This window comes from Ekhidna sp., assembly GCF_965228795.1.
In the GTDB taxonomy this organism is placed as follows: domain Bacteria; phylum Bacteroidota; class Bacteroidia; order Cytophagales; family Cyclobacteriaceae; genus Ekhidna.
This window is the reverse complement of the sequence record NZ_OZ245839.1, coordinates 2,124,653-2,145,827: the sequence shown is the minus strand read 5'-3', so window position 1 is coordinate 2,145,827 and position 21,175 is coordinate 2,124,653. Positions and strand designations below refer to the sequence as shown.

General features: G+C 39.4%; 19 protein-coding genes. 4 read left to right on the top strand and 15 right to left on the bottom strand.

Annotated features, from left to right (window positions below):
• Positions 1 to 2 precede the first annotated feature (2 nt).
• The 4 genes from ACQK2H_RS09750 to ACQK2H_RS09735 all read right to left on the bottom strand — a co-directional run bounded on the left by ACQK2H_RS09750 (position 3) and on the right by ACQK2H_RS09735 (position 8,775).
• Complete coding sequence (locus tag ACQK2H_RS09750) at positions 3 to 2,147, bottom strand: histidine kinase dimerization/phosphoacceptor domain -containing protein (RefSeq protein ID WP_425391250.1); 2,145 nt, start codon at positions 2,145 to 2,147, stop codon at positions 3 to 5.
• A gap of 158 nt (positions 2,148 to 2,305) precedes the next feature.
• Positions 2,306 to 2,881: a hypothetical protein gene (locus ACQK2H_RS09745; protein WP_425391249.1), complete on the bottom strand. Its 576-nt coding sequence runs from the start codon at positions 2,879 to 2,881 to the stop codon at positions 2,306 to 2,308.
• A gap of 137 nt (positions 2,882 to 3,018) precedes the next feature.
• The gene (locus ACQK2H_RS09740; protein WP_425391248.1) at positions 3,019 to 7,485 is read right to left on the bottom strand and encodes a PKD domain-containing protein; all 4,467 of its coding nucleotides are present in this window, start codon (positions 7,483 to 7,485) and stop codon (positions 3,019 to 3,021) included.
• Positions 7,486 to 7,803: 318 nt separating this feature from the next.
• Complete coding sequence (locus ACQK2H_RS09735; RefSeq protein WP_425391247.1) at positions 7,804 to 8,775, bottom strand: YheT family hydrolase; 972 nt, start codon at positions 8,773 to 8,775, stop codon at positions 7,804 to 7,806.
• A gap of 59 nt (positions 8,776 to 8,834) precedes the next feature.
• Here ACQK2H_RS09735 and ACQK2H_RS09730 point away from each other — a divergent pair, with 59 nt between their 5' ends.
• A complete protein-coding gene (locus ACQK2H_RS09730) occupies positions 8,835 to 11,231 on the top strand; it encodes a TonB-dependent receptor (RefSeq protein ID WP_425391246.1) in 2,397 nt (798 codons plus the stop codon).
• 9 nt (positions 11,232 to 11,240) lie between these two features.
• On the opposite strand, the gene ACQK2H_RS09725 is transcribed toward ACQK2H_RS09730, so the two are convergent.
• The 7 genes from ACQK2H_RS09725 to ACQK2H_RS09695 all read right to left on the bottom strand — a co-directional run bounded on the left by ACQK2H_RS09725 (position 11,241) and on the right by ACQK2H_RS09695 (position 15,715).
• Positions 11,241 to 12,104, bottom strand: coding sequence for an outer membrane beta-barrel protein (locus tag ACQK2H_RS09725; RefSeq protein WP_425391245.1), 864 nt, complete (start codon positions 12,102 to 12,104; stop codon positions 11,241 to 11,243).
• A 47-nt stretch (positions 12,105 to 12,151) separates the two neighbouring features.
• Positions 12,152 to 13,006 carry a DUF5777 family beta-barrel protein gene (locus ACQK2H_RS09720; RefSeq protein WP_425391244.1) on the bottom strand — a complete coding sequence of 285 codons (855 nt, stop codon included), beginning with the start codon at positions 13,004 to 13,006 and terminating at the stop codon, positions 12,152 to 12,154.
• Complete coding sequence (locus tag ACQK2H_RS09715) at positions 12,993 to 13,535, bottom strand: YceI family protein (protein WP_425391243.1); 543 nt, start codon at positions 13,533 to 13,535, stop codon at positions 12,993 to 12,995. The genes ACQK2H_RS09720 and ACQK2H_RS09715 overlap by 14 nt, the downstream gene beginning before the upstream one ends.
• Positions 13,536 to 13,541: 6 nt before the next feature.
• On the bottom strand, positions 13,542 to 13,943 hold the full coding sequence (locus tag ACQK2H_RS09710; RefSeq protein ID WP_425391242.1) for a hypothetical protein: 402 nt from the start codon (positions 13,941 to 13,943) through the stop codon (positions 13,542 to 13,544).
• A 9-nt stretch (positions 13,944 to 13,952) separates the two neighbouring features.
• The gene (locus tag ACQK2H_RS09705; RefSeq protein ID WP_425391241.1) at positions 13,953 to 14,333 is read right to left on the bottom strand and encodes a SprB repeat-containing protein; all 381 of its coding nucleotides are present in this window, start codon (positions 14,331 to 14,333) and stop codon (positions 13,953 to 13,955) included.
• 71 nt (positions 14,334 to 14,404) lie between these two features.
• Positions 14,405 to 15,193: a hypothetical protein gene (locus tag ACQK2H_RS09700; protein WP_425391240.1), complete on the bottom strand. Its 789-nt coding sequence runs from the start codon at positions 15,191 to 15,193 to the stop codon at positions 14,405 to 14,407.
• A 48-nt stretch (positions 15,194 to 15,241) separates the two neighbouring features.
• Complete coding sequence (locus ACQK2H_RS09695) at positions 15,242 to 15,715, bottom strand: DUF2452 domain-containing protein (RefSeq protein ID WP_425391239.1); 474 nt, start codon at positions 15,713 to 15,715, stop codon at positions 15,242 to 15,244.
• Between the two features lie 174 nt (positions 15,716 to 15,889).
• Between ACQK2H_RS09695 and ACQK2H_RS09690 the strand changes: the two genes are divergently transcribed.
• Entirely contained in the window at positions 15,890 to 16,258 is a 369-nt protein-coding gene (locus ACQK2H_RS09690; protein ID WP_425391238.1) for a DUF3127 domain-containing protein, read from the top strand.
• Here the strand turns inward: ACQK2H_RS09690 and ACQK2H_RS09685 are convergent.
• Entirely contained in the window at positions 16,255 to 16,512 is a 258-nt protein-coding gene (locus ACQK2H_RS09685; RefSeq protein ID WP_425391237.1) for a hypothetical protein, read from the bottom strand. The two genes, ACQK2H_RS09690 and ACQK2H_RS09685, sit on opposite strands and share 4 nt — an antisense overlap.
• 165 nt (positions 16,513 to 16,677) lie before the next feature.
• On the opposite strand from ACQK2H_RS09685, the gene ACQK2H_RS09680 reads away from it, so the two are divergent.
• Positions 16,678 to 17,163: a DUF2911 domain-containing protein gene (locus ACQK2H_RS09680; RefSeq protein ID WP_425391236.1), complete on the top strand. Its 486-nt coding sequence runs from the start codon at positions 16,678 to 16,680 to the stop codon at positions 17,161 to 17,163.
• On the opposite strand, the gene ACQK2H_RS09675 is transcribed toward ACQK2H_RS09680, so the two are convergent.
• Positions 17,150 to 17,593, bottom strand: a complete 444-nt coding sequence (locus tag ACQK2H_RS09675) for a DUF302 domain-containing protein (protein WP_425391235.1) — start codon at positions 17,591 to 17,593, stop codon at positions 17,150 to 17,152. The genes ACQK2H_RS09680 and ACQK2H_RS09675 overlap by 14 nt on opposite strands.
• 140 nt (positions 17,594 to 17,733) lie before the next feature.
• Here ACQK2H_RS09675 and ACQK2H_RS09670 point away from each other — a divergent pair, with 140 nt between their 5' ends.
• Positions 17,734 to 19,665, top strand: coding sequence for a SpoIIE family protein phosphatase (locus ACQK2H_RS09670; protein WP_425391234.1), 1,932 nt, complete (start codon positions 17,734 to 17,736; stop codon positions 19,663 to 19,665).
• A 10-nt stretch (positions 19,666 to 19,675) separates the two neighbouring features.
• On the opposite strand, the gene ACQK2H_RS09665 is transcribed toward ACQK2H_RS09670, so the two are convergent.
• Entirely contained in the window at positions 19,676 to 19,915 is a 240-nt protein-coding gene (locus ACQK2H_RS09665) for a hypothetical protein (RefSeq protein ID WP_425391233.1), read from the bottom strand.
• A gap of 9 nt (positions 19,916 to 19,924) precedes the next feature.
• On the bottom strand, positions 19,925 to 21,172 hold the full coding sequence (locus ACQK2H_RS09660; RefSeq protein ID WP_425391232.1) for a response regulator: 1,248 nt from the start codon (positions 21,170 to 21,172) through the stop codon (positions 19,925 to 19,927).
• Between the last annotated feature and the right edge of the window lie 3 nt (positions 21,173 to 21,175).

Here is a 21,175-nt window from a genome sequence, read left to right as displayed (position 1 = left end):
TATCAAAACTCAATTACAACACACAGGCCGTCATTGTTAATAATTTCATAAGTCCCATCCAGGCCATTTATCATTGACTTAATGGCTACCCAACCAAACCCATCTGAAATAGTAGAAACCCCAGGCCCATTATCCTTTACTTTTAGTAAGTAACCATCATTGTTTTTGTGTAACTCAACCATCAATTTCGGATGATCATGATCGACAAACGCATGCTTGAAGCTATTAATCAGTAATTCATTGACGATCAAGCCGATGGGAATGGCTGTGTCTAAATCAACCTCACACTCACATATTTCAGTTTTCAGCTCTGGTTTGGTAATTCCATCGAAAGAATGAATAATCCCTTCTATCAGTTCAATTAAATATGGCCTTAGGTATATAGTGGCAAGTGAATCGCTCTGGTACAACTGTTCGTGAATGAGACTGATGGATTTTAATCGCTTCTGTGTATCTCCAAATATCTTTTTATACTCCTCATTCTCTAACCTTCTTTTTTGCATGCCTACCAGACTACTTATCATCTGAAGATTATTCTTGACACGATGATGTATTTCTCTCAAAAGAACTTCCTTCTCGTCATTTCGCTCCAGGAGCAATTGATTTTTATCTGATATTGTTCGATTCAATGATTGAATCTTGCTTATCCTGTTTCTAAGGATAAGAGCAAATAAAAGCACAATTCCAATTCCAGAAATCGCTGAAATAAGATAAGTGCGTTGCAGATTTATCCGTATTTCTTTGTTCTCATTTTCTTTATTCAACAACTCAATGGTTTTAGTTTTTTCATTCAGCTCATAGAGCGATTGAAACTCAAGGTTTTGCCTACTGGCCATTGACCGTTCTCTTTTCAATTGATTATCTCTAAATATGGTCTGATACTTAAATGCCTGTTCATAATTTCCCATTCGTTCATAAGCCATCATTAGCTTCTCCGCTCCCCACATGATGTGACTGGGAGATGTTACCTCCAATGATAGCTGGTAGGATGCCGAGGCTTTTTCGATTGATTTTTCATATTGACCAGCATTTCTATATACGTCAGACAGTCGTCGTAAAAAGCGTATCACATCTATTTTATGATCAAGTGTATCTGATAAAATCAAGGCATCATTGAAGTAGTCCAGTGCTTCATCATACCTACCCTGCCCCATCACCAGCTTGCCTAGATAATCTAATGCTACGCCAATGCCGTGATGACTGTTTTCCTTTAAAAGTAGCTGCAAGGCTTCTTTGTAATGCTTTTCGGCCTGATTGACATCACCGAGAATTTGTCTGTAAAGTCCAATATCCATCAGCTCAAATGCCATTCGATTCGCTTCGTTTAATGAATCATAAATATCTTTAGCCATTATTCGGTAAACCAATGCACTGTCATAGTTTTCTATCATTTGAAATAGACCGGAAACTTCCGAGTATTTTTTTGCGATAGTGTAAGGATCCTGAGACCTTATGGCCTTTTTGAGCTCCTGTTTTACTGGTGGTATTATAGAGCCTATTATGGCTTCATTTTGATACGCTTGATTTGTACGATCAGAAAAGAGCCAGGTATTATATTGAATCCCTATCGACTCATAAGTGATTTTAATCTCATATGCCTTGACTGCCAATTCATTGGCTTTATCCATATTATATGTATGAGCATATGGGAAACTAAGTTCTGATGTAGTAAGCGACCAGTAGGCTGTATCTTGAGTTAACTCAAATAAATCTGCAGCTTTACCAAGATATTTGATAGCACTGTCGGTCTGAACCAAATAATGATGAAGCAATCCTCTTATTCTCAATGCATGTGCCAGATTGGATGGATCATCCAGCTTCTTGAATATTTTCGAAGCAATCTTTAAGTGGTGCAGTGACTCTGCATAATATGCAAACTGCCAATTCACCCAACCAAGTACTAAATGAGCTTTACCTATTCCAAATTCATAATTTATTTGCTCCGCTTCACTTAATGCAATGTTGGCTATGGAGTCACATTCTTTAAAGCTGTATTTGATCTTAAAATGAGCCAGGTCATTTAGTGCATCAATTCTGCTTTTCGGTTCAGTAGCATTAAAGACATTTTTTCTTAAACTGTCTAGCTGACCGTAGCAAGTGGATATGGTTAAACCGAGGAAAACGATGAGGTGTATGAATCCCTTCATGTATGATCATCTCAATATGGAAGTGACTTTAGCATAGTACCCTCAAGTTAAATTAATCTTTAAAACCTCAGAAACACCCCGATAATTAGTCGGGGTGTCTGATACAGTTTTGATCAATTCTCTTTGCCTTTGAGTATAATCACGCTGATAGACCATGTCTACTCACGCTCATCTTCATACTTGAATGATCCGGCATAGGTACCAGTCAGGGTTCTTCCGCCTTCCACTTGCAAGTTGTAAGTAAGTGTATAGTTTGTGTTTCCTGAGCCACTTACAACAACACTACCACCAGTCACCTCATATTCGTTATCTGATGAAGAACCAACTACAATTACTTCCCCTGCGGAGAATACATGTTTGTTTTCAGTTTCAGAAGCAGAAGCGTCATCATCTACATATTGAAAGGTACCGGCACTGAATGATTCTCCGGGAGCAAATAGCTCTACATATACTTCCAATGTGACCCCTACCGAAGAAAACCCATCCTCAAATAAGGTAATTTCTCCATCAAACACTGTAAAGTCTAAATTATAATGAGCGGTGCTTTGATCAGAACTGTATGGGAAACCACTGCCATAATCGGACACCAGACCATCCACCATTGTGTATGCATTGCCATCAAATGTCAATACATTTTCTCCACTTGATGGACCATCGTCTTTAGAACATGAACTTAAGAAAATCGAGATCGTCACTCCTAGAATGACTGCTAATTTTGGTGTAGAACGTTTCATAAAAATAGATTTATTGATTCTTAAAATTGATTTTAAATAACATGTGATTCTTGCAATAACTTACTTTAAGAAAATGGATGAAAACACCCCGACAACTAGTCGGAGTGTTTAATGCTGCTTTAATTCTTGCAGCTTCCTTAGTTAATCTTGATGATCTTTTCAGATTTGATCAGCTTACCTTCTGCGTGTAACTGCACGATATATTGACCATCAGGTAACTGACTGATATCTAAAGATTTATTATTCTTAAGCGTTTTTGAGATGTATGCTTTTCCATTCAATCCATAGACACTGATTTCAACTGGTTGATCCATTTCTACATTCAGATATTCCGATGTTGGATTGGGGTAAATAACTAGTATATCAGACTCTACACTAAGTGGTACCGTGGTGTCAATATTGGTTATAGTGACTGATGTTACTATCGATTCATCTCCACATTCGTTTGATACTGTCAATGTAATTGTATAGTCTCCATTTTCAGTATAAGTATGTGTAGGATTCAGGTCTGTGGAATTTAATGTTCCATCACCAAAATTCCACTCAAATGAGTCTGCAGTTTCAGGAAGTATAGTGTTGCTCACAATAATCTCGGGATCATTATTTTGGATACCACCGATTCCCCAATTCCTCATCGTATTGTCCTTTAAAAGGACCTGATCAGTTCCGATACAACCATCAGGACTTGTCAGCTCTATTGTTACGAAAATATCTTGAGTGGTTGATGTTGCGGCAAAAGTGTTATTAAATTCAAAAGTTAAGGGACCATCAGTGGAAGAGTTACCAAAAAGCGTACTGATGGTGTATGTCTCAAATTCAATGGCAGACTCATCTATAGAGAAGGTAAGCTCCTCTCCTACACATCCATAAACTTCATCTTCACCTAAATCAACTTCCGGGAGAGGAAGAACTGTGATATTAGTAGTGATTAAGCTATCACAGCCTTGCTGATTAGTAAGCGTACTCACCTGGCTACTTTCTCCTGTCCATTCGGTTCCATCTGGAAAAGTAAACTCAGCACCCTCACAAAGTGACTCCTCCACAGTCACGGCATCTGATTCAACAATGACAATATCTTGGAATTGGATCGAGGTATTACCATTACCATCATCATACTCCCATAAAATTTGAGTTCCCTCGGTTGGAGTAAATGGGAAGACTTGATTGGTTGTACCAACAACTGCTCCTGCACAATTGTCCGTTGCACTTGGAGCATTAGGTTGAGTAACTACTCCATCACAATCAGTTGTTATTACTGGTAATTCAGTCAGGTCAGCTACTGGTGCTTTATCATCTGATATTATAATGTTCTGTTGCTGAGTAGTAGTGTTTCCATTATCGTCAGTGTAAGTCCAGGTAATAGTCGTTGTTCCTTGAGTCGTAATGGGTAACTGAACATCTGTAGTTCCAATAACCTGGCCTGAACAGTTGTCTGTAGCTGTCGGAGCGTTTAGTGAATTTAGCTCACATACTCCCGTCACATCGGATAGTTCTGATACTTCAGGAACTGGAGCATCATTGTCATCAATAATTATATTCTGCGTTTGTGTGGACTCGTTTCCATTTGAATCAGTGAACGTCCAGGTAACTACTGTTGTGCCCTGTGCTGTAATCGGGAAGGTGGTATCTGTTACACCTACAACCGTTCCTTCACATGCATCTTCAGCAGTGGGTGCGTCTTCTATGGAAGTTGAGCAATCACCAGTCACATCCGGTAATTCAGCCACATCCGGAACAGGTGCATCATCATCTGAATTAATGGTAAAATTTTGAGTACGTGTTTCTACTCTTCCAAATACATCTGTAAATGTCCAGGTCACAACGGTAGTGCCTTCTGCTGTAATAGGAAAAGACACATCTGGAACACCATCATTTTCAACACCACACGCCTCTATTACAGGGAGTGGATTTGGTTGTTCGATTTGACAATCTGCAGCTACATCGAGTAACTCTGATATGGCCGAGGCAACACTTACAGCACTATTATTATGATCTTCAGACATTCCTTGCCATTGCAAGTGAGGTAATCGTCCGCTTTCAATTCCCCAAATGGTATTAAAATCCCAATTTTCGTAAGTCGCTTGCATTTGCAATTCACTCCGAGTACTTCCACCATTTATGTTGCAATTTGCCTCAGCATTCCAATAGGAATCAGTAACTAATGTGAAATTGGAATCACCTCCATACAGCTCGCTAAAATTGGAGCCTTGGGATGATAAAAAGCCTGAATTATAGCAATTCGTAATTTTAGATGAGTTAGTCGCCCCAGCAATACCCCCAACAACATCATTACCATTAAGGTCGGCAAAAGCATATGAATCCTGAATTCCCAAGTCCAAACTGCCTGTCGAATTCAATACACCGGCTAATCCTCCGACATTAGCACTTGATGCATCCGTTGCAGTAATAGATACACTTGAATAGGACTGTTCCATATCCGAATCGACCATAAAACCAACGATTCCTCCTACATTTCCATCTACAGAGTTTACGATACCACGAACCCCAACCGAGTTAATTGATGAGTTTGTGATTGCCCTTCCGACTAGTCCTCCCACGTTTGAAAGGCCATTAATTGAAACATCTACCAACACCAAATTTTGAAATTCTCCCCCAAATGAGCTGCCAAACAGACCCACATCGCTTTCAGAGCCCCTGTCAATAAATAAGCCTTCTAAAGTGTATCCTCCCCCATCAAAGCTTCCTTCAAAGGCATCAATCGGATCCCAACCCAGGCCACCGTTGTAGTATGCTCCTCCAGCATCGCTTGTAGCATCAGATAAATCGAGATCGTTCAATAAGACAAAGTAATCATCCAGGTAATTTCGCACTTCGTCTAAGTGTGAAACCGAAGTTATTTCCCATGGATCTTCGGATGTGCCACTTCCCCCGGCAAAAGGAGAAATAGTTAGTGTCAGATTTACCGTGCTATCACAATCGTTTATGGAAGAAAACGTTTCCACATAATCTCCCGATTCAGTTAAGGTTTGTGCTCCAAAAGAATAATCTCCTCCTTCATAGACTGTAATTGAGACATCCTCATCATAAACCGGGTTAACAGTCAAGTTTAATGTAACCAGTGAGTCGCATCCATTTTCTGCCGTGAATGTTTCCATATACTGCCCTGAAACGGTAAGCGTTTGTGTTCCAAACATTACATCTTCACCCTGACAAACTTCTTCATCTACAGTATTTGTAATTAGAATACACTTATCGTACTTCGCAATGAGAGCATCAGTGCCTGAATTGGAGATGTTGTGTATAGGCACATACCCATCATTAGGATCTAAATCGCCAGATACCTGAAGTCCCCCACCGATCAGTACGTCATTTTGGCCATCTACAGCAAGTTCATAAACATTCGAATTATTGATAAATCCCAAATGCATATACCAATTATATGAACCATCCGAGGTATAATTAGCTAAGAATTTGCCAAGGTAAGAAGTGACAATTTCAGCGGAAGGATCTAAATCCGCTCCGTTTGCCAACTGTCCGGCAAGATAGATATAATCCTCATTATCAACTTCAACTTCGTATGAATACTCATGGCTATTGGACCCAATAGAATTTGCCCAAATGTAAGAACCTCCAGTAGAGTATTTTGCTAAGAAGATATCATACGAACCTTCTGAAACTAGATTTTCAGTTCCTGCTCCTGGGTCGGCATCTATGGTATTTTGAAAATCGCCACTAACAATGACATTATCCTCACTATCTATGGAAACAGACTTGCCTGTAGTCGTACCCATTGTTCCAAGATTAAATGCCCATACATAATTTCCATCAGAATCATATTTAGCCACGTATGCATCTTGATCACCCCCATTTGTTAAGGTAGCATCACCAGCTCCTGGATCAAAATCAGCAGCGCTTGACAAGGCTCCTGTCGTCACTATTTCATTTTGGCTATTTACAACCAAATCATACCCGATTTCATTTCCTGATCCACCTAACTGTACCACCCATTGAAAAGTACCATCAGAGTTATATTTAGATATAAAAGTATCACCAGATCCATCTGCTACGTTTGGTGGCTCTACCCCAACGAAATACTTGCTTCCAAAAAATTGCCCCGTGATATAAACATTATTGTCACTATCCAGATCAAGTCCATAGCCTGGACCGGGCAGTCTGTAAGCCCACTGCATGTCACCGTCTGAATTATATTTTGCATAAAATCCATTGTAACCAACAGAAGAGGAAACAGTTTGTACGCCTTCAGATGGATCCATATCCACTGAGCCATTCAAACTTCCTGTTATATAAATATTATCAGATCCGTCAACCTCCAGCTCCAGTGGAACAAAAGAAGACATGGTCTCAAGCATTTTCACCCAGATGAATTTTCCATCATCGTCGTACTTAGCTATAAACCCTACTGAATTCCCTATACCTGATAAAGTGGTCTCTTCTGGGCCAGGGTCAAAATCAACAATTTGACTAAAATACCCAGTGACAATGATGTTTCCAGAAGCATCAATATCCATTCCTCGGATTTCGCAATTTTGTGTATTGCCAAAATGGATTTCTAGCTCGTAAATCTGGGCGTTCAAAAGATTAACACAGAGTAGTGATAAGAAAATTAGATATGTCTTTTTCATGAGTTATGTGTTTAGGTATATAGATAAAAGAAAAACAACTCCCCCAACATTGACTGGGAGAGTTGTTAGGCCATTTCCATGAGCTGGTGGCAGCTCCGGAAACCATAATTGAGTAGTGAACAATTGGATTTGCGTGAACCAAAATTGTCAAGCAATCCCGTTAAAAATACAGGTATCAATTTGGCACTGTACCTGACTAGGCGTAATGAAATCATGTTGATCAGCTTTAGTGTGAATTTTTATTGAAGTAAATGATTCAATGATTGTTCACCCAAGGCTTATTCATGAATGACATGAATTCTTTGTGAATGACTAATTTTATTTGTGAGAAGATGGGAGGACTTTTTCCTCAATAAACCACTCTGATGCATATTCCATGTAGCTCCACTCACTGTTAGGAATAGTGAAACCTACATGCCCGCCTTTTTCCGGCATCTCTAAATAGATGTTTTCGCTTTTTTCTGCCAAATCAATCGGGTAGCATGGCTCACCAAGCATGGGATCATTGATTGCATTGACTATCAAAAGAGGAATTTTAATATTAGGTAGAAACTGGTCACTTGTGATTCTTGAATAAAAATCATCGGCGCTGGTATATTCCGGGTGTACCTTTAGTGTAAACCGTTCATCTAACTGACGAAAGTTTTTTACCTCTCGTATGCCATCCACATCCATCTCCACTACTTCTGCTTTGGCTAGTATTTTCTCTTTTAGCTTTTTAACGAATCGTTTTTCATAGATTCTCCCTGCACCCTTTCTTAACATGTCAGCACTGTTTTGCACATTGCAGGGTACCGAAAATGAGATTGCTCCCTTAATGCGGCGGTCAGGGTTTCTTTCTCCAAGATACTTTTGCTGCATCCCTCCACCCATGGAGTATCCAATCAAAACCACCTCTTCATATCCTTCCCTAAGCCCACGATCAATGACAGCTGCGATATCTTCCGTAGCACCGTGATGATAAAACCTAGGCAGTCGATTCATCTCACCACTACAGCTTCGATTATTCCATGCCAAAATGTCCCATCCTTTCTGAGAGAAGAATTGTGCGGGACGTTTGATATAATGCCTATCGGCACTGCCTTCCAGGCCATGACTCAGCACAATGAGCCTTTTGTTACCATTTTGCACCCAGTCAAGATCTAAAAAATCACCGTCTTCCAATTCTAGTCGCTCACGCTCATACGCTATACCTTCCACATTGTAAAAAAGAGAAGGTATAATTGTTTCAAAATGACCATTGATAAAATACCATGGCCTCTTGTTATAATTTGATTTGATTATTGGCATGAACGGCGCAATTTTTGCTCTTAGACAGAAAAAAACATCGAATCGAAATTTACTACTGAATGAGTCTAAATCTCAAAGTTGCACTTGTACTTTTCTTTATTTCTTTCAACATTTTCTCACAAAATGCACTGGTAGTTGACGATGCTACCGGAAAGCCCGTCGTGGATGTATTTATTTATCATGAGAATAAGGATGATGTGGCTTATACCAATGAAAAGGGAATTGCTGATATTTCATCTTTTCCAAAAGGTCTTGTTTTCTTCCAACACCCCTCCTTTCATCAGCAATCCATCGCGTATTTAGGAAATGACTTGCGTGTTTCATTAAAGGAAAAGATCATGTCATTCAATGAAGTGGTCATCTCGGCTAATAAGTGGGAACAGTCGGAGGAAAGTGTTTCTCAGCAAATCATGACTGTAAATAAAAAAACCATACAGTTTCAGAACCCACAAACATCTGCCGATCTTCTTGCTGGTTCAGGCCAGGTTTTTGTTCAAAAAAGTCAATTAGGTGGTGGATCTCCAAAAATCAGAGGTTTTGCTGCAAACTCCGTTTTATTGGTCGTTGACGGTGTTAGGATGAACAACGCCATTTTTCGAAGTGGGAATCTTCAGAACGTGATAAATATTGATCCAAATGCGTTGGAAAGCTCTGAGGTGATCTTCGGTCCGGGTTCTGTGATATATGGTAGCGACGCGCTTGGTGGTGTTATGGATTTCCATACGATAGAACCTAAATGGTCTACAGACAATATAGCCGATGTTTCGGTAAACGGATTGATGCGATACAGCACAGCCGCCAATGAAAGAACCGGCCATATAGACGCATCGGTCAGCCAGAAGAAATTTACATTTTTTCATTCTTCCTCATTTACTGCATTTGATGACTTAAGAGCCGGAGGAAATCGATCAGGAGGATATAAAGGAGAATTTGAACGTGAGTTCTATGTAGAGAGAGTCAATGGCACAGACCGACTGGTTAGAAACGATGACATTAATGTGCAAAAGTTTTCCGGTTACGACCTTTTCAATACGGTTACAAAAGCAAAATACCGTCTCAGTCCTGTAACGGATATTAGCTATGGGTTTTATTATAGTACGACTTCTGATATTCCCAGGTATGATAACCTTACTGAAACATTGGGACCAAATACAGATTCATTAGCTGCTGCTGAATGGTATTACGGTCCTCAAAAATGGCAAATGCACAATTTGAAGTTAAACTACTATGAGAGCAACTTGCTCTTTGATCAGGCGAGGGTCACTCTTGCTTACCAACAATTTGAAGAAAGTAGAAATGATCGTGATTTTGGAAATGATGGGTTAAGGACTCGGTCTGAAATCGTAGATATGTATTCGGCATCACTCGATTTTGATAAGGAGTTCAATCGTTCAAATCTTTATTATGGAATCGATTTTTACCACAACGACATTACTTCAGATGCCTTCCAAAAAAACATAGAAACCGGAGAAGTTACTGACGCAGCAAGCAGGTATCCTGATGGAGGAAGTGATTACACGTCATTTGCTGTTTATGGGAGCTACGTTAATGAATTGACCAGTCAGGTAACCATCAATAGCGGCATTCGCTTTAACACTGTCAGTCTTCAAGGATCAACAAATGATCAGCAGGCAATCACAAGTAACCTTTCAGATATTGATATCAAAAATGCGGCTTTGAATGGGTCATTGGGTTTGGCAATCAACCTCAATGAGTCTCACAAAATAAGCTACAATGTATCTACCGGGTTCCGCGCTCCAAATGTGGATGATGTCGGGAAAGTTTTTGATATCGGAAACAGTATAGTGGTTCCTAATCCTGATTTAAAGCCAGAGTATTCCCTAAGTTATGAGCTAGCATACCAACGAAAAACAGGGAGATCTATGTTCAAAGTAGTGGCGTTTCACAGCCGATTATTTGATGCTATTGTAGATGGTCCTTTTGAACTTAACGGAAGTAGCACCGCCAATTTCAATGGAGAAACGCTGGAAGTATTTGCTAAAGTAAACACCGGAGATGCTGAGCTTTATGGAGGAAGTATTGGCTTTACCGCTGAGATTGCCGATAGTTGGGCCATTTCCAAAAACATCAGCTACACCGGAGGTCGAGATATCACCAACGATCAACCATTGAGACACACTACACCCATTTTCGGCAAAGCAGCCTTAACCTTCCAGGAGAAGAAATTCAGGTCAGAGTTTTACATCGAATACAACAGTGATCGTGACAGGGATGACATTCCATCTGCGGAAATTGACAGAAAGCCGTACCTATATACTGATGAGGGTTCCCCTGGATGGTACACGATAAATCTTAAATCAAGCTATCAGGTGAATGAAAACCTGAATATCAATGCGGGTATTGAGAATATTTTAGATAAACACTATCGCCCATATTCGTCCGGAATTAGTGCGCCGGGTAGAAATATCATTTTAGCACTGCGAGCAACTATCTAATTAGTAAGGTTATTTTAAAAATCTGATACCTATTGTGAAATCAAATCGGGTGAGAGAAAAGTCCGAAGTAACGACAATGCCATTGTTATCAAACTCTGTCAGGTGAGCGATATTAACTTCTCCACCTATACCAACTCCGAAATTTTCTGACAACAAAATATCATATATAACCCCGAGGGTCACTCCAAAAGTTTCTCCTTCTTGATAATAAGGCAGTCCGTCTCCCTTCCAATCGGTTCTATACTTAACGACCCCTCCGGCCACATAGTAATTTACGATTTGATCGTCGTACAAGAAATTTCGATACAAAACAGATACAGCGATATAACTAAATGTTATTCGCTCATCTCGTAAACTGTTAAACCCAAAGATAGTGCTAAATGGAGGCTCAAAATCTTCATCTGCCTCAGTGAATATGTAATTATACTTTCCACCAATTCCGACCTCATCAGTAATAAAATAATGGATATCTCCTCCAAAATTCCATAAGGATTGTACTTGTTTTTTGTATGAATCAGGCATCTCCTCATATCCTCCAAACTGATAGGTATAGCCTGCATTGATCCCCAGCCTAAACGTGGCAGGATCAAACTCTTCCATCATTACAACTTGAGAATTATCTAATGGTTCTTGTGGTTGCTCTTCTTGCGTAGCGACATCATGCTGCTCATAATGCTGAATCTGTGACACAGGCAATCTGGTTCTCATCAAAAGCACGCCGCTTTTGTCTATAACAGAAAAGTGAATGAATTCGTCCGTTACCCTGGTGATCTGACATTCTATGGTATCACCTTCTACTGTCACAATTATATCCTGAGACTTGGCCAGTTGGAAGGCTAGAATGAACACAAAAAAACAGAGGTATCGTTTCATTTATTTGATTTCTCCATGAATATAGAGAATATCAGAAAATGAGTCGCTTATTTATTAGGTCTTAAATCAAAAACACGCGTAATATTAAATCCATAATGGATGTCTCCATCCCAAAAGTCATCGGTGGTTTCTCCTATGAAACCACGCTCATTCATTTGAACCGAATTTGTAAAATGAAGCTGAAATACGTGACCTCCTGTTTCAATATCTACTCCGATAGCAAAGGCATTTTGAAACTGGTCTGATTTATCTGACACCTGCGGATAATATTCTGTAACTATCGCAATTCTGTTTGAGACTTTATACCTGGCTCCCATTCCGATAGCGATCAAAAGGTTTGCATCATCATTGGTGGCTACAAGATTTCTTTGAATGACTGTAGGAGCCAATTGAAAACTGAAATTTGAATTAAACTTCCTTGCAATCAATAGTTGGCTTGTATAAGCATTTCGATCAATCCCTTCAAGCCCTATTTGATCTACCGTCTTTCGGGCAATACTGGAAAAGAACGTGGCTGTTACAGGCGTTCGATCTGACTGTCTCAAAAATCGATATTTAACAAAAGCATCTATCACCTTATCGAAAGATGACCTGCCTATCCCAATATTAAGATTATCGGTAAGTCCATATTCTAATCCCAGTCTGATATTAGAGAAATCTAACCCCCAAAATTCTTCATAACCTGAATTGAGTGTGCCAAAACGGTGACTAATAATAAACTCAAGCACTCCATTTGATCGGGTTTCAATCGAGTGGCCATTTATTACCCTGGTTCCTTTAAATGTAGCCGACACATAGCCCTTGTCAGCCGCCTCTTCAGATTCAAGCAATTCCATTAATTCATCCTGTCCAAAAGCACTGACAGAGAACAGAAACATTAAAAGTGTACTAATCTTTTTCATAAGGTGCATATTCAAAATTGGCAGTTACTTCTACTTCTTCAGCGATATTATAAAAAACCGCTTTGGGAATTTTAATATCATAATCTTCCAATCGTATTGGAAAAACGGTTGAAATTTTAATGGTATCATTTTGATACACAATCTCTCCATCAATGGTCACATCTTGTGTCACACCATGAATTTCTAAGGTCCCCTCTGCAGTTGCCCTTGAAGTGCCTTCTTGACCGTCCCAGTCTCTGATTTTTCCTTTAAAAGTGGCCTTTGGAAACTTGTCGGACTCGAGATAATTTTCGTTAAAGTGTTCTTGCATCAGCTTCTTCTTAAAACTAAAAGACTTGATGGGTATCACAATAACTATTGCTTTATTGTCCAAATCAATCAAGCTACTAGCTGATTCATTAATCGCTTCAATATCCTCCATTGGAGCATCGGAGAAGAACTTTATATATGAGTCAGTGGATTTGAAACGTTGGGAAAATCCAGCAAGACATGCAAGCAAGAATCCAAGAAATAGTAGTTTTCGAATCATAATCAGTTAGTTATCTTTTGCTCCATCATCTACCCAACATGCAATTAGATCAATTTCGTTTTGAGTCAGCTGACCGGGAGAACGAGGCATAGACCCGCTTTGAGTTCTGGTTCTAATATTATCAGCCTGTGCCAGCACATTATCTTTGATAGTCCAGTTTCTATTGGCGCCATTATCACCATTGTGGCAACCTGCAAATGTGCACTCCCTCTGTAAAAGAGGCATAATATCACTTGACAGGCTCACCGTAGAGCTAATATTTACTTCCACAGTAGCCGTGCAGCCGGATCCATCAGTCACTGTCAATTCATGATCCCCTGTGGGTAGGTTACTGAACGTATTTGCACTTTGACTACTCCCTCCATTGAGCGAGTACATAAAAGAGCCATCTCCTCCGGAGGCAATCACCTCAAGTGATCAGGTAGGCTCCAAACAATCAGATTCTTGGGTGTTTATCTCTAAAGCAATACCATCCCCCGCATTTAATGTGGTCATTAATTCTGCCTCACATCCATCTGAATCACGTACGGTCACGGTAATACTTCCGGCTACTAAATCCTGAAACTGGTCGGAGCTTTGAAAATTGCTACCATCAAGACTGTATTCATAAGGAGCTGTGCCACCGGAACCCGAAACAGTAATGCTACCTGAGCTGCTACATGATGGCTCAGTAGTATTAGAGATAGAAACTGAAAGATCAGATTGGCTACAATCAATAGCGGGCTCTTCACTGTCATTGGAGCAACCTATGAAGAGCATCATTGAAAATAAGGCAGTGTAGAGTAATAAATTTTTCATGACGCTTTGATGTTGATTCTAATTAAAGATACAAATAAATGTATCAACATTAAAGGTATGTACTTGGTATCCTAATTATCTTTCGCTCCATCCTCTACCCAGCATGCAATTAAATCGATTTCGCTTTGAGGTAAGGTGCTACCCCTTGGCATGCTCCGTTGTTGGGTTTCAGATTTAATTCGCGATGCATTATTAATTACACTGGTCGATGAGGTTAGGTTAGGTGAAATTGAACCATTGTGACACCCGGATATTGCGCAACTCCGATTGATAATTGGGATAATATCATTACTTAAACTGGTTAAGGAATTCACCCTAATTGACTTGGTTACTGTGCAGTCTTCTTCATCCTTTACCTCGACTGTGTAATTTCCTGCTGCTAGTTGATCGAATGTGTTTTCATTTGAAAAGCTACCATTATTTATACTAAATGTTAACGTTCCTATACCTCCTGAAGCATTTGCAATGATTGAGCCTGTTGGAGTTAAGCAGTCGGATTCTTCACTACTAAGAGTTAGCTCTATACCAGATGGTTCGGATTCCAGATTAAAAGTTACTTCCGCTATACATCCGGTGGCATCTTTTACTTGAAGATTGAAATTACCGGCAAACAGGTTCGAAAAAGTGTTATTCTCCTGGAAAGCAAAACCGTCGATACTGTAGGTGTACGGTTCATCTCCACCTGTCGCTGAAACTTCTATAGATCCCGGAGTATTACAATCAGATTTCTGAAAGTCAGAAACGGTAAGACTGAGATCGGATGCATCACAGTCTACTTGTACATCATCTTCTGAATTATTCGCACAACCAAAAACAAGGATTGAGGCGAAAACAATAAGGCACTTATTTTTTAACAGCATACTTAAGGAACGTAAATTCTATAGATCATGGTTTTTATAACCTACTATCTAATAATTAAATTCTTGGTTATTTGTTTTAACTACCTCCCATGTATGATCCGATAGTAACCTTACCTCTGCTTCAAATGATTCATACGGAAATGAATGCCCCCATTCATCTGGGCTTACCATGGACAGCAAATCTGACCCATCTTTCTTTAGATATAAGTAGTAGATTTTCCCAACCACCGGCTGAAAAGGTACGCTTGCCTGGTAGATACGCTCTGAAACTTTTACACGATCCTGTAAATATTGTGCTTGCTTGATTAAGGTTTGCATTTGCTCATACAGCTGTCTGAACTGTCTATCCGTTTGGTCATGCATTGCTGCAACTGCATTTCCTTTAATGCGTCCCTTATCTTCCGGTTTAATGATCGCACTACCGGCATGATGTGCATATTCAATCAAACCGGGGATGTCGGTGATTTTATCTCTATCCTTTTCAAGATCAATTTGAGCGATATCTACTTTTTTCTTATTCATTCCTCGTTTTCGAGTTTGTCCTTTTCCCAGGGTGCCGTAGTTCTTTTGCTCATGTCTATTAGAATAAAAATCATGATTATCACAAAAATGATGGCACCAATCAAGAAATATTTCTTAGACTTTGTCATACTTGCATCTTGAACTACCAAAATTGAATAATAGTTTAAAAATAGTATGATAGTAGAAGGTAAAATTGTTGAGAAGTTTGATACTCAAAACATTAAGGAAACTTTTAAGAAAAGAGAGTTTGTATTGGAATATGCGGAAAACCCTCAGTATCCTGAGTTTATCAAATTTGAGCTAATTCAAAGTAATTGTGAACAGCTGGATTCAATTAACGTTGGTGACGAAGTGACTGTAAACTTCAATTTAAAGGGAAGAAAGTGGACCGACCCACAGGGCCAGGTCAAATATTTCAACAGTCTTCAAGCATGGCGAGTAGATCCTAAATCAGCTTCATCATCTGGAAACGAGACACCTCCTCCCCCAACCCAGGAGTGGGCTAAGGAAGACTTCTCCAAAGATGATGATTTGCCTTTCTAGCGTTTTTTTCTGAAGGTAATCGGAATATATTCGTCTGTAGGTAACCCGATGTGAGCAAGATCCCAATTGTTGTCATATCCATTCACAAGCTGACGGATGCATTCTACCCGATCTTCTGTTGGATAAGGACAATCATCCCAATGAAAGATTTCTACACGATATTGATACTGTTTTTTAATACCGTTTACGCGAACTTCAACTTCAATGTCTTGTTCTTCGTTAAGTTGGGGTATTTCTATTCCAATAATTCCCATATTACTAATAGTTTATATCTTAAGACTGGCAAATAATATACCCAAATCTGTAACCTACTATTATTCAGATCGTTATCGTCTAACCCAATGAAACATAATTTTCAATTTCGGACATTTTTTTGTTCAAATTCAATCATTCATTTGAGTTGGGGGGTAGTGTTTTTCATGACCTCTTCATGTAACACAGATCCTGAAAGAAGGCCCTCTCCTCTTCGAACTGATAGTACTTTTATTCACGGCGTTAGTGCTTCCATTGAGTTTAGCAGCCCCGGTGTGAAGGACAGGAAGATATTTGGGCAGGGTCCGGATTTTTTAGTGCCTTATGGCGAAATGTGGCGAACCGGTGCAAATGATGCAACATTCATATCTATAGACGGTCCCATATATGTAGATACCAATAAACTGGATAGTGGCAATTACGCTTTGTTTACCATTCCAAACCGGGATGAATGGACCATCATATTTAACAAGGAGTGGGAACAGTGGGGAAGCTATAACTACAAAGACTCGTTGGATGCCTTCCGGCTTACAGTCAAGCCAAGAATGGTAGATCAATCTCAGGAGAGAATGCTATTTTATTTTGCAGAGGATTCCTTAAAGTTCCGATGGGATAAAGTCAGATGGGCAATTCCATTTACTAATCGTCCTTAAGCGCTTCATTTACAACGCGTACTTTTAATCGAGACATGCTTGTGATTATATCATCGCATTCATTGAGCAAAAATCTCTTTTTCATGACCTTAGGATCGAAAAACCCAATATAAACATCCCCGTGCTCTTCCCATACCAGTATTTTCATTGGCAAATCCAAAGCAGTTGTCTGTCTACAGGATATTAATTCAATCATCAAATTAGGATCCTCAAAAAGAATCATTCGTGTTGGAGGGATTTCTACTCCATATTCTTCAGCAACTTTATCGTGTTCCACCGTCTCAAAGTAAGCGAGCTTCTTTTGTTTGATAATTTCGACAAGCTTCTCTACGGTTTCATCTACCGACTTAGGACTTCTGTAGGTGGTTAAGTTTTGTGCTGAAAGACTCAATGAAGTGATAACTATCAGCGAGAATAAGGCGAGCTTCATAAGCAGTGATATTTGGAGTCACTAATATAATACCTTCAATGGAAGAAAGCGGCCTTGACAGACATGGACTTATTGGATTTATGCCATAGATTAGCGCTAGGAATAGTTTATTTTTACTGCCCTAACGGATAACCGCATTTATGAACATATACGCCAAGCTAACCATACTTTGTCTCTTTCTTGTTCTATTTACGGCAGGTGTACTTTCCTTTTTTGCAGATCAAAAAGTTGAGCAAACCCTTAAGGAAGAGATTGTGACAAGTATGACCCAGCAATCAAAAGGGATCAGTTCAGATATCGGACGCTTCATGTTTTCCAGGCTAAACGATGTGAGAATGGCGTCTAAAAACACCTATTTCGTAGATCCAAACCTGGATTCAGAAACAATCACTGAAAGATTGCAAGAACTTGAAAACCTGAATAATCTCTACTATTCATTTTCATATTTTGATACCAATAGAGTAAGAATCGCCGATAGTAAACGGATTTCCATCGGTAAAGAACATCCCAACACCCTCTACTGGACTAAGTTAAATGAGGGACAGGATGAAACAGTAGATGTTTCCAAGTCTGTGTCCGTTGGGAGAGTTGTGATGCACTTTGCTTCCAAAGTGTGGAATGATAATAATGTGGAAGTAGGCGTTTTGGTTGGGAGAATCCTGGTGGATGAATTGTTCAAAATTGTTGGTGAATATTCGCTAAGCTCGGACACATCTAGAAACCTGGACATTCACTTGATAGATGATACCGGAACTATCCTGTATTCAAATACTAATCCTGCCAGTATCCTTTCAGCAAAATATGGCAAGTATGACCTTATCTCATCTTTGAATGAGCCCGGAGTTAATTTTCTGGAAACTCAAGATGCCTTGTATTTCGTAACTAGAGAAACGAACTACCTAACGTTTACCGGTAATGATTGGGTGCTTATTTTAAGTGTACCAAAAGAGCGGGCGTATGCTCCTTTAAAACAAATCAGATCACAGATTCTATGGGCTGTATTACCGGTCATTTTAGTGGCAATTGTTCTTTCCTTAATTGCTGCCAACATATTCGTAAAGCCTATTGTAAAACTTAGTCTGGCAGCAGAGGAGCTTAGTAAAGGAAATCTGGACGTAGAGTTACCGATAGGGTCTAAGGACGAAATAGGTAAGCTAGCCAAACAAATGGCTCAGACCTCACAAAGCTTGATTGGTCAAATTGAGGAGCAGCGACAAACCAACAAGCAACTCATTGATCAAAAGACACAGATTGAAATGCAGAAGAATCAGCTAATGCAGGTTTCTTCTCAAATCAGGGATAGTATTAGTTATGCTGAAAGGATTCAGCGATCTACGTTACCTCCGATCACAACCCTTAGAAGCATTTTTCCTGATTCATTTGTGACCTACAAGCCTAAGGACATTATTGGAGGAGATTTCTATTGGTTTGAACGGGTAAGAAGAGGTAATAATGAATACATGATTATCGCATGTGGTGACTGTACCGGTCATGGTGTTCCCGGGGCAATCATGTCAATTATGGGAAGTAATCAGCTGACCAATATTGTCTATTACCAAAACTATTTGGATCCAAAGAAGATCATTTCGCGATTGGATAAAGTAATCAAGTTTGAACTTCAAAGGGATACCGATGAGGTAAACCGTGACGGTATGGAGATTGGTATCTGCGTTATCGATCTGGATACCCTAAAAATGGAATTTGCCGGGGCAGGTATTCCACTTCGACTCATGAAGCATGGCAGTGAAAAGCTGACCATTTATAAAACTCCACGACAAATGGTAGGAGGAATTGAAGGAGACGAACAAGAGGTGCATGCGCAACTAAACAAAGAAGTTATCCAGCTTGATGTAAAAGATCGGATATTCCTTTCATCAGATGGTTTCCAGGATCAATTTGGAGGAGAATTTGACAAGAAGTTCATGTCCAAAAACTTTAATAAACTGATTGAAGATACTTCTAAGAAGCCGGTGCTGGAACAACAGAAGATTATCGAAAATACCTTTAGAGAGTGGTCTAAAAATACCAGTCAAACAGATGACGTTTGTGTGCTTGGTTTCGAGGTAAAATAAAAAAGCTCCGTTAGTGCGGAGCTAAAACTTCTTCATTTACTTTCATTTCGTAAAGCTGGGATAGTGCATCATTGAGCGCCTCCAAAAGCTCATCATCCATTTCAATGTCCGGATTCAAATCCTCCATTTCTTTAAGGTTATGACCTTTTGCCCGAATAGCATCTACTGATTTAAGACATATCCTGGTCCACGATTGTGGACTAATGTTTTCCGTACACCAATTCTTAAAACTGCTTGCCTTTGTCGCCATCCCCGATTATTAAAGTTTAAATCCAATGATGGAAATATCATCATTTAAACTTGTTCCAGACTTCCATGATTGCAAGTTGCTCATAAGAAACTCTCTCTGCTCATTCATTGGTTTGTCCTGAGCTGACTTAAGCATTTCTTCAAACTTCTCATAAGAGAACTTTACTCCATCTTCATTTACCTGATTGTAGTAACCATTTGAATACATATAGTAGGAAGCATCTGGTTCAATTCCAATTTTATCCGCAATAGGATCTTCAAAATGATCGCCTTCATCGCCTTTTAGGAAAGTAGACTTTTGGCCATTGAAAACGAGCATGTCCTGATTGATTCCGCTAAATTGTAATGTATTTGCATTATGATCAAATACTGCAACAGAAACTTTCAAATCACATTGAAGCTCATCGGATCCTGCAGCATCCAATTCATATTTTAGTTCATTTATAATCTCTCCTGAATGGAATATTTTTCTGTCGTGCGTTAAGTAATTGAGCACTGAGTCTGCAATTAATGTTTTAAGAGAGCCTACAATCCCTTTACCATCAAATTCAATGAGAGAAACTACGGTATAGTCTTCAGACCTAAAATTCAATCGGGTTGTCCAAACGAATTCTTCACTGAATAAATACTTGGTTTCAAATATGACAAAGTGATCTTTGAATTGCCTGCTCAGGTAGCGATCATTTGGAAGCATTGATTGCTGAAGTAGTCCGGCATATCTAATGCTATCAATAAGTCGCTTATTAATTTTATTAAGTTCTTCAGTTCTGGCTCTTACCCTACTTTCAAGCTCTACATTGCTATCCTCCAGCTCCTTGATGTGTTCTTCACTTTCAGCTGCCTGCTGATAGGTTTCCACGGCTCGTTCGAGCACTCCCTTCATTTCATCAAAATTCCATGGTTTGGTAATGTACTTGAATATACCACACCTGTTTATCCCATCTTTGATCGCTTCAATATCAGTAAAGCCGGTCAAAATGATCTTAATGACATCCGGATGATCAGGAAGAATTTTTTCTAAAAACTGGGTACCTGTCATTTCCGGCATTCGCTGGTCAGTGACAATCACCTGTATATCTTCCTCATTGAGTATGTCAATGGCCTCTATGGGGTTTGTAGAGGTATGTACATTAAAGAATTTCCTGAAATTGGCCTTAAATACTCTAAGATTTGTAGCCTCATCATCCACATAAAGAAGTGAAAACTTCTTCTTTTGAGTTGGTCTATCTATTTGCTGCTGGTCATGAATCTCTTCCATCCT

Excerpts from the sequence above, each read along its gene's own strand:
- ACQK2H_RS09660 (WP_425391232.1), bottom strand. The coding sequence starts at position 21,172 with ATGGAAGAGATTCATGACCAGCAGCAAATAGATAGACCAACTCAAAAG.
- ACQK2H_RS09720 (WP_425391244.1), bottom strand. The coding sequence starts at position 13,006 with ATGAAAAAGATTAGTACACTTTTAATGTTTCTGTTCTCTGTCAGTGCT.
- ACQK2H_RS09740 (WP_425391248.1), bottom strand. The coding sequence starts at position 7,485 with ATGAAAAAGACATATCTAATTTTCTTATCACTACTCTGTGTTAATCTT.
- ACQK2H_RS09680 (WP_425391236.1), top strand. The coding sequence starts at position 16,678 with ATGACCTCTTCATGTAACACAGATCCTGAAAGAAGGCCCTCTCCTCTT.
- ACQK2H_RS09670 (WP_425391234.1), top strand. The coding sequence starts at position 17,734 with ATGAACATATACGCCAAGCTAACCATACTTTGTCTCTTTCTTGTTCTA.
- ACQK2H_RS09725 (WP_425391245.1), bottom strand. The coding sequence starts at position 12,104 with ATGAAACGATACCTCTGTTTTTTTGTGTTCATTCTAGCCTTCCAACTG.
- ACQK2H_RS09735 (WP_425391247.1), bottom strand. The coding sequence starts at position 8,775 with ATGCCAATAATCAAATCAAATTATAACAAGAGGCCATGGTATTTTATC.
- ACQK2H_RS09675 (WP_425391235.1), bottom strand. The coding sequence starts at position 17,593 with ATGAAGCTCGCCTTATTCTCGCTGATAGTTATCACTTCATTGAGTCTT.
- ACQK2H_RS09690 (WP_425391238.1), top strand. The coding sequence starts at position 15,890 with ATGATAGTAGAAGGTAAAATTGTTGAGAAGTTTGATACTCAAAACATT.
- ACQK2H_RS09715 (WP_425391243.1), bottom strand. The coding sequence starts at position 13,535 with ATGATTCGAAAACTACTATTTCTTGGATTCTTGCTTGCATGTCTTGCT.
- ACQK2H_RS09705 (WP_425391241.1), bottom strand. The coding sequence starts at position 14,333 with ATGAAAAATTTATTACTCTACACTGCCTTATTTTCAATGATGCTCTTC.
- ACQK2H_RS09665 (WP_425391233.1), bottom strand. The coding sequence starts at position 19,915 with ATGGCGACAAAGGCAAGCAGTTTTAAGAATTGGTGTACGGAAAACATT.
- ACQK2H_RS09730 (WP_425391246.1), top strand. The coding sequence starts at position 8,835 with ATGAGTCTAAATCTCAAAGTTGCACTTGTACTTTTCTTTATTTCTTTC.
- ACQK2H_RS09750 (WP_425391250.1), bottom strand. The coding sequence starts at position 2,147 with ATGAAGGGATTCATACACCTCATCGTTTTCCTCGGTTTAACCATATCC.
- ACQK2H_RS09745 (WP_425391249.1), bottom strand. The coding sequence starts at position 2,881 with ATGAAACGTTCTACACCAAAATTAGCAGTCATTCTAGGAGTGACGATC.
- ACQK2H_RS09685 (WP_425391237.1), bottom strand. The coding sequence starts at position 16,512 with ATGGGAATTATTGGAATAGAAATACCCCAACTTAACGAAGAACAAGAC.
- ACQK2H_RS09695 (WP_425391239.1), bottom strand. The coding sequence starts at position 15,715 with ATGAATAAGAAAAAAGTAGATATCGCTCAAATTGATCTTGAAAAGGAT.
- ACQK2H_RS09700 (WP_425391240.1), bottom strand. The coding sequence starts at position 15,193 with ATGCTGTTAAAAAATAAGTGCCTTATTGTTTTCGCCTCAATCCTTGTT.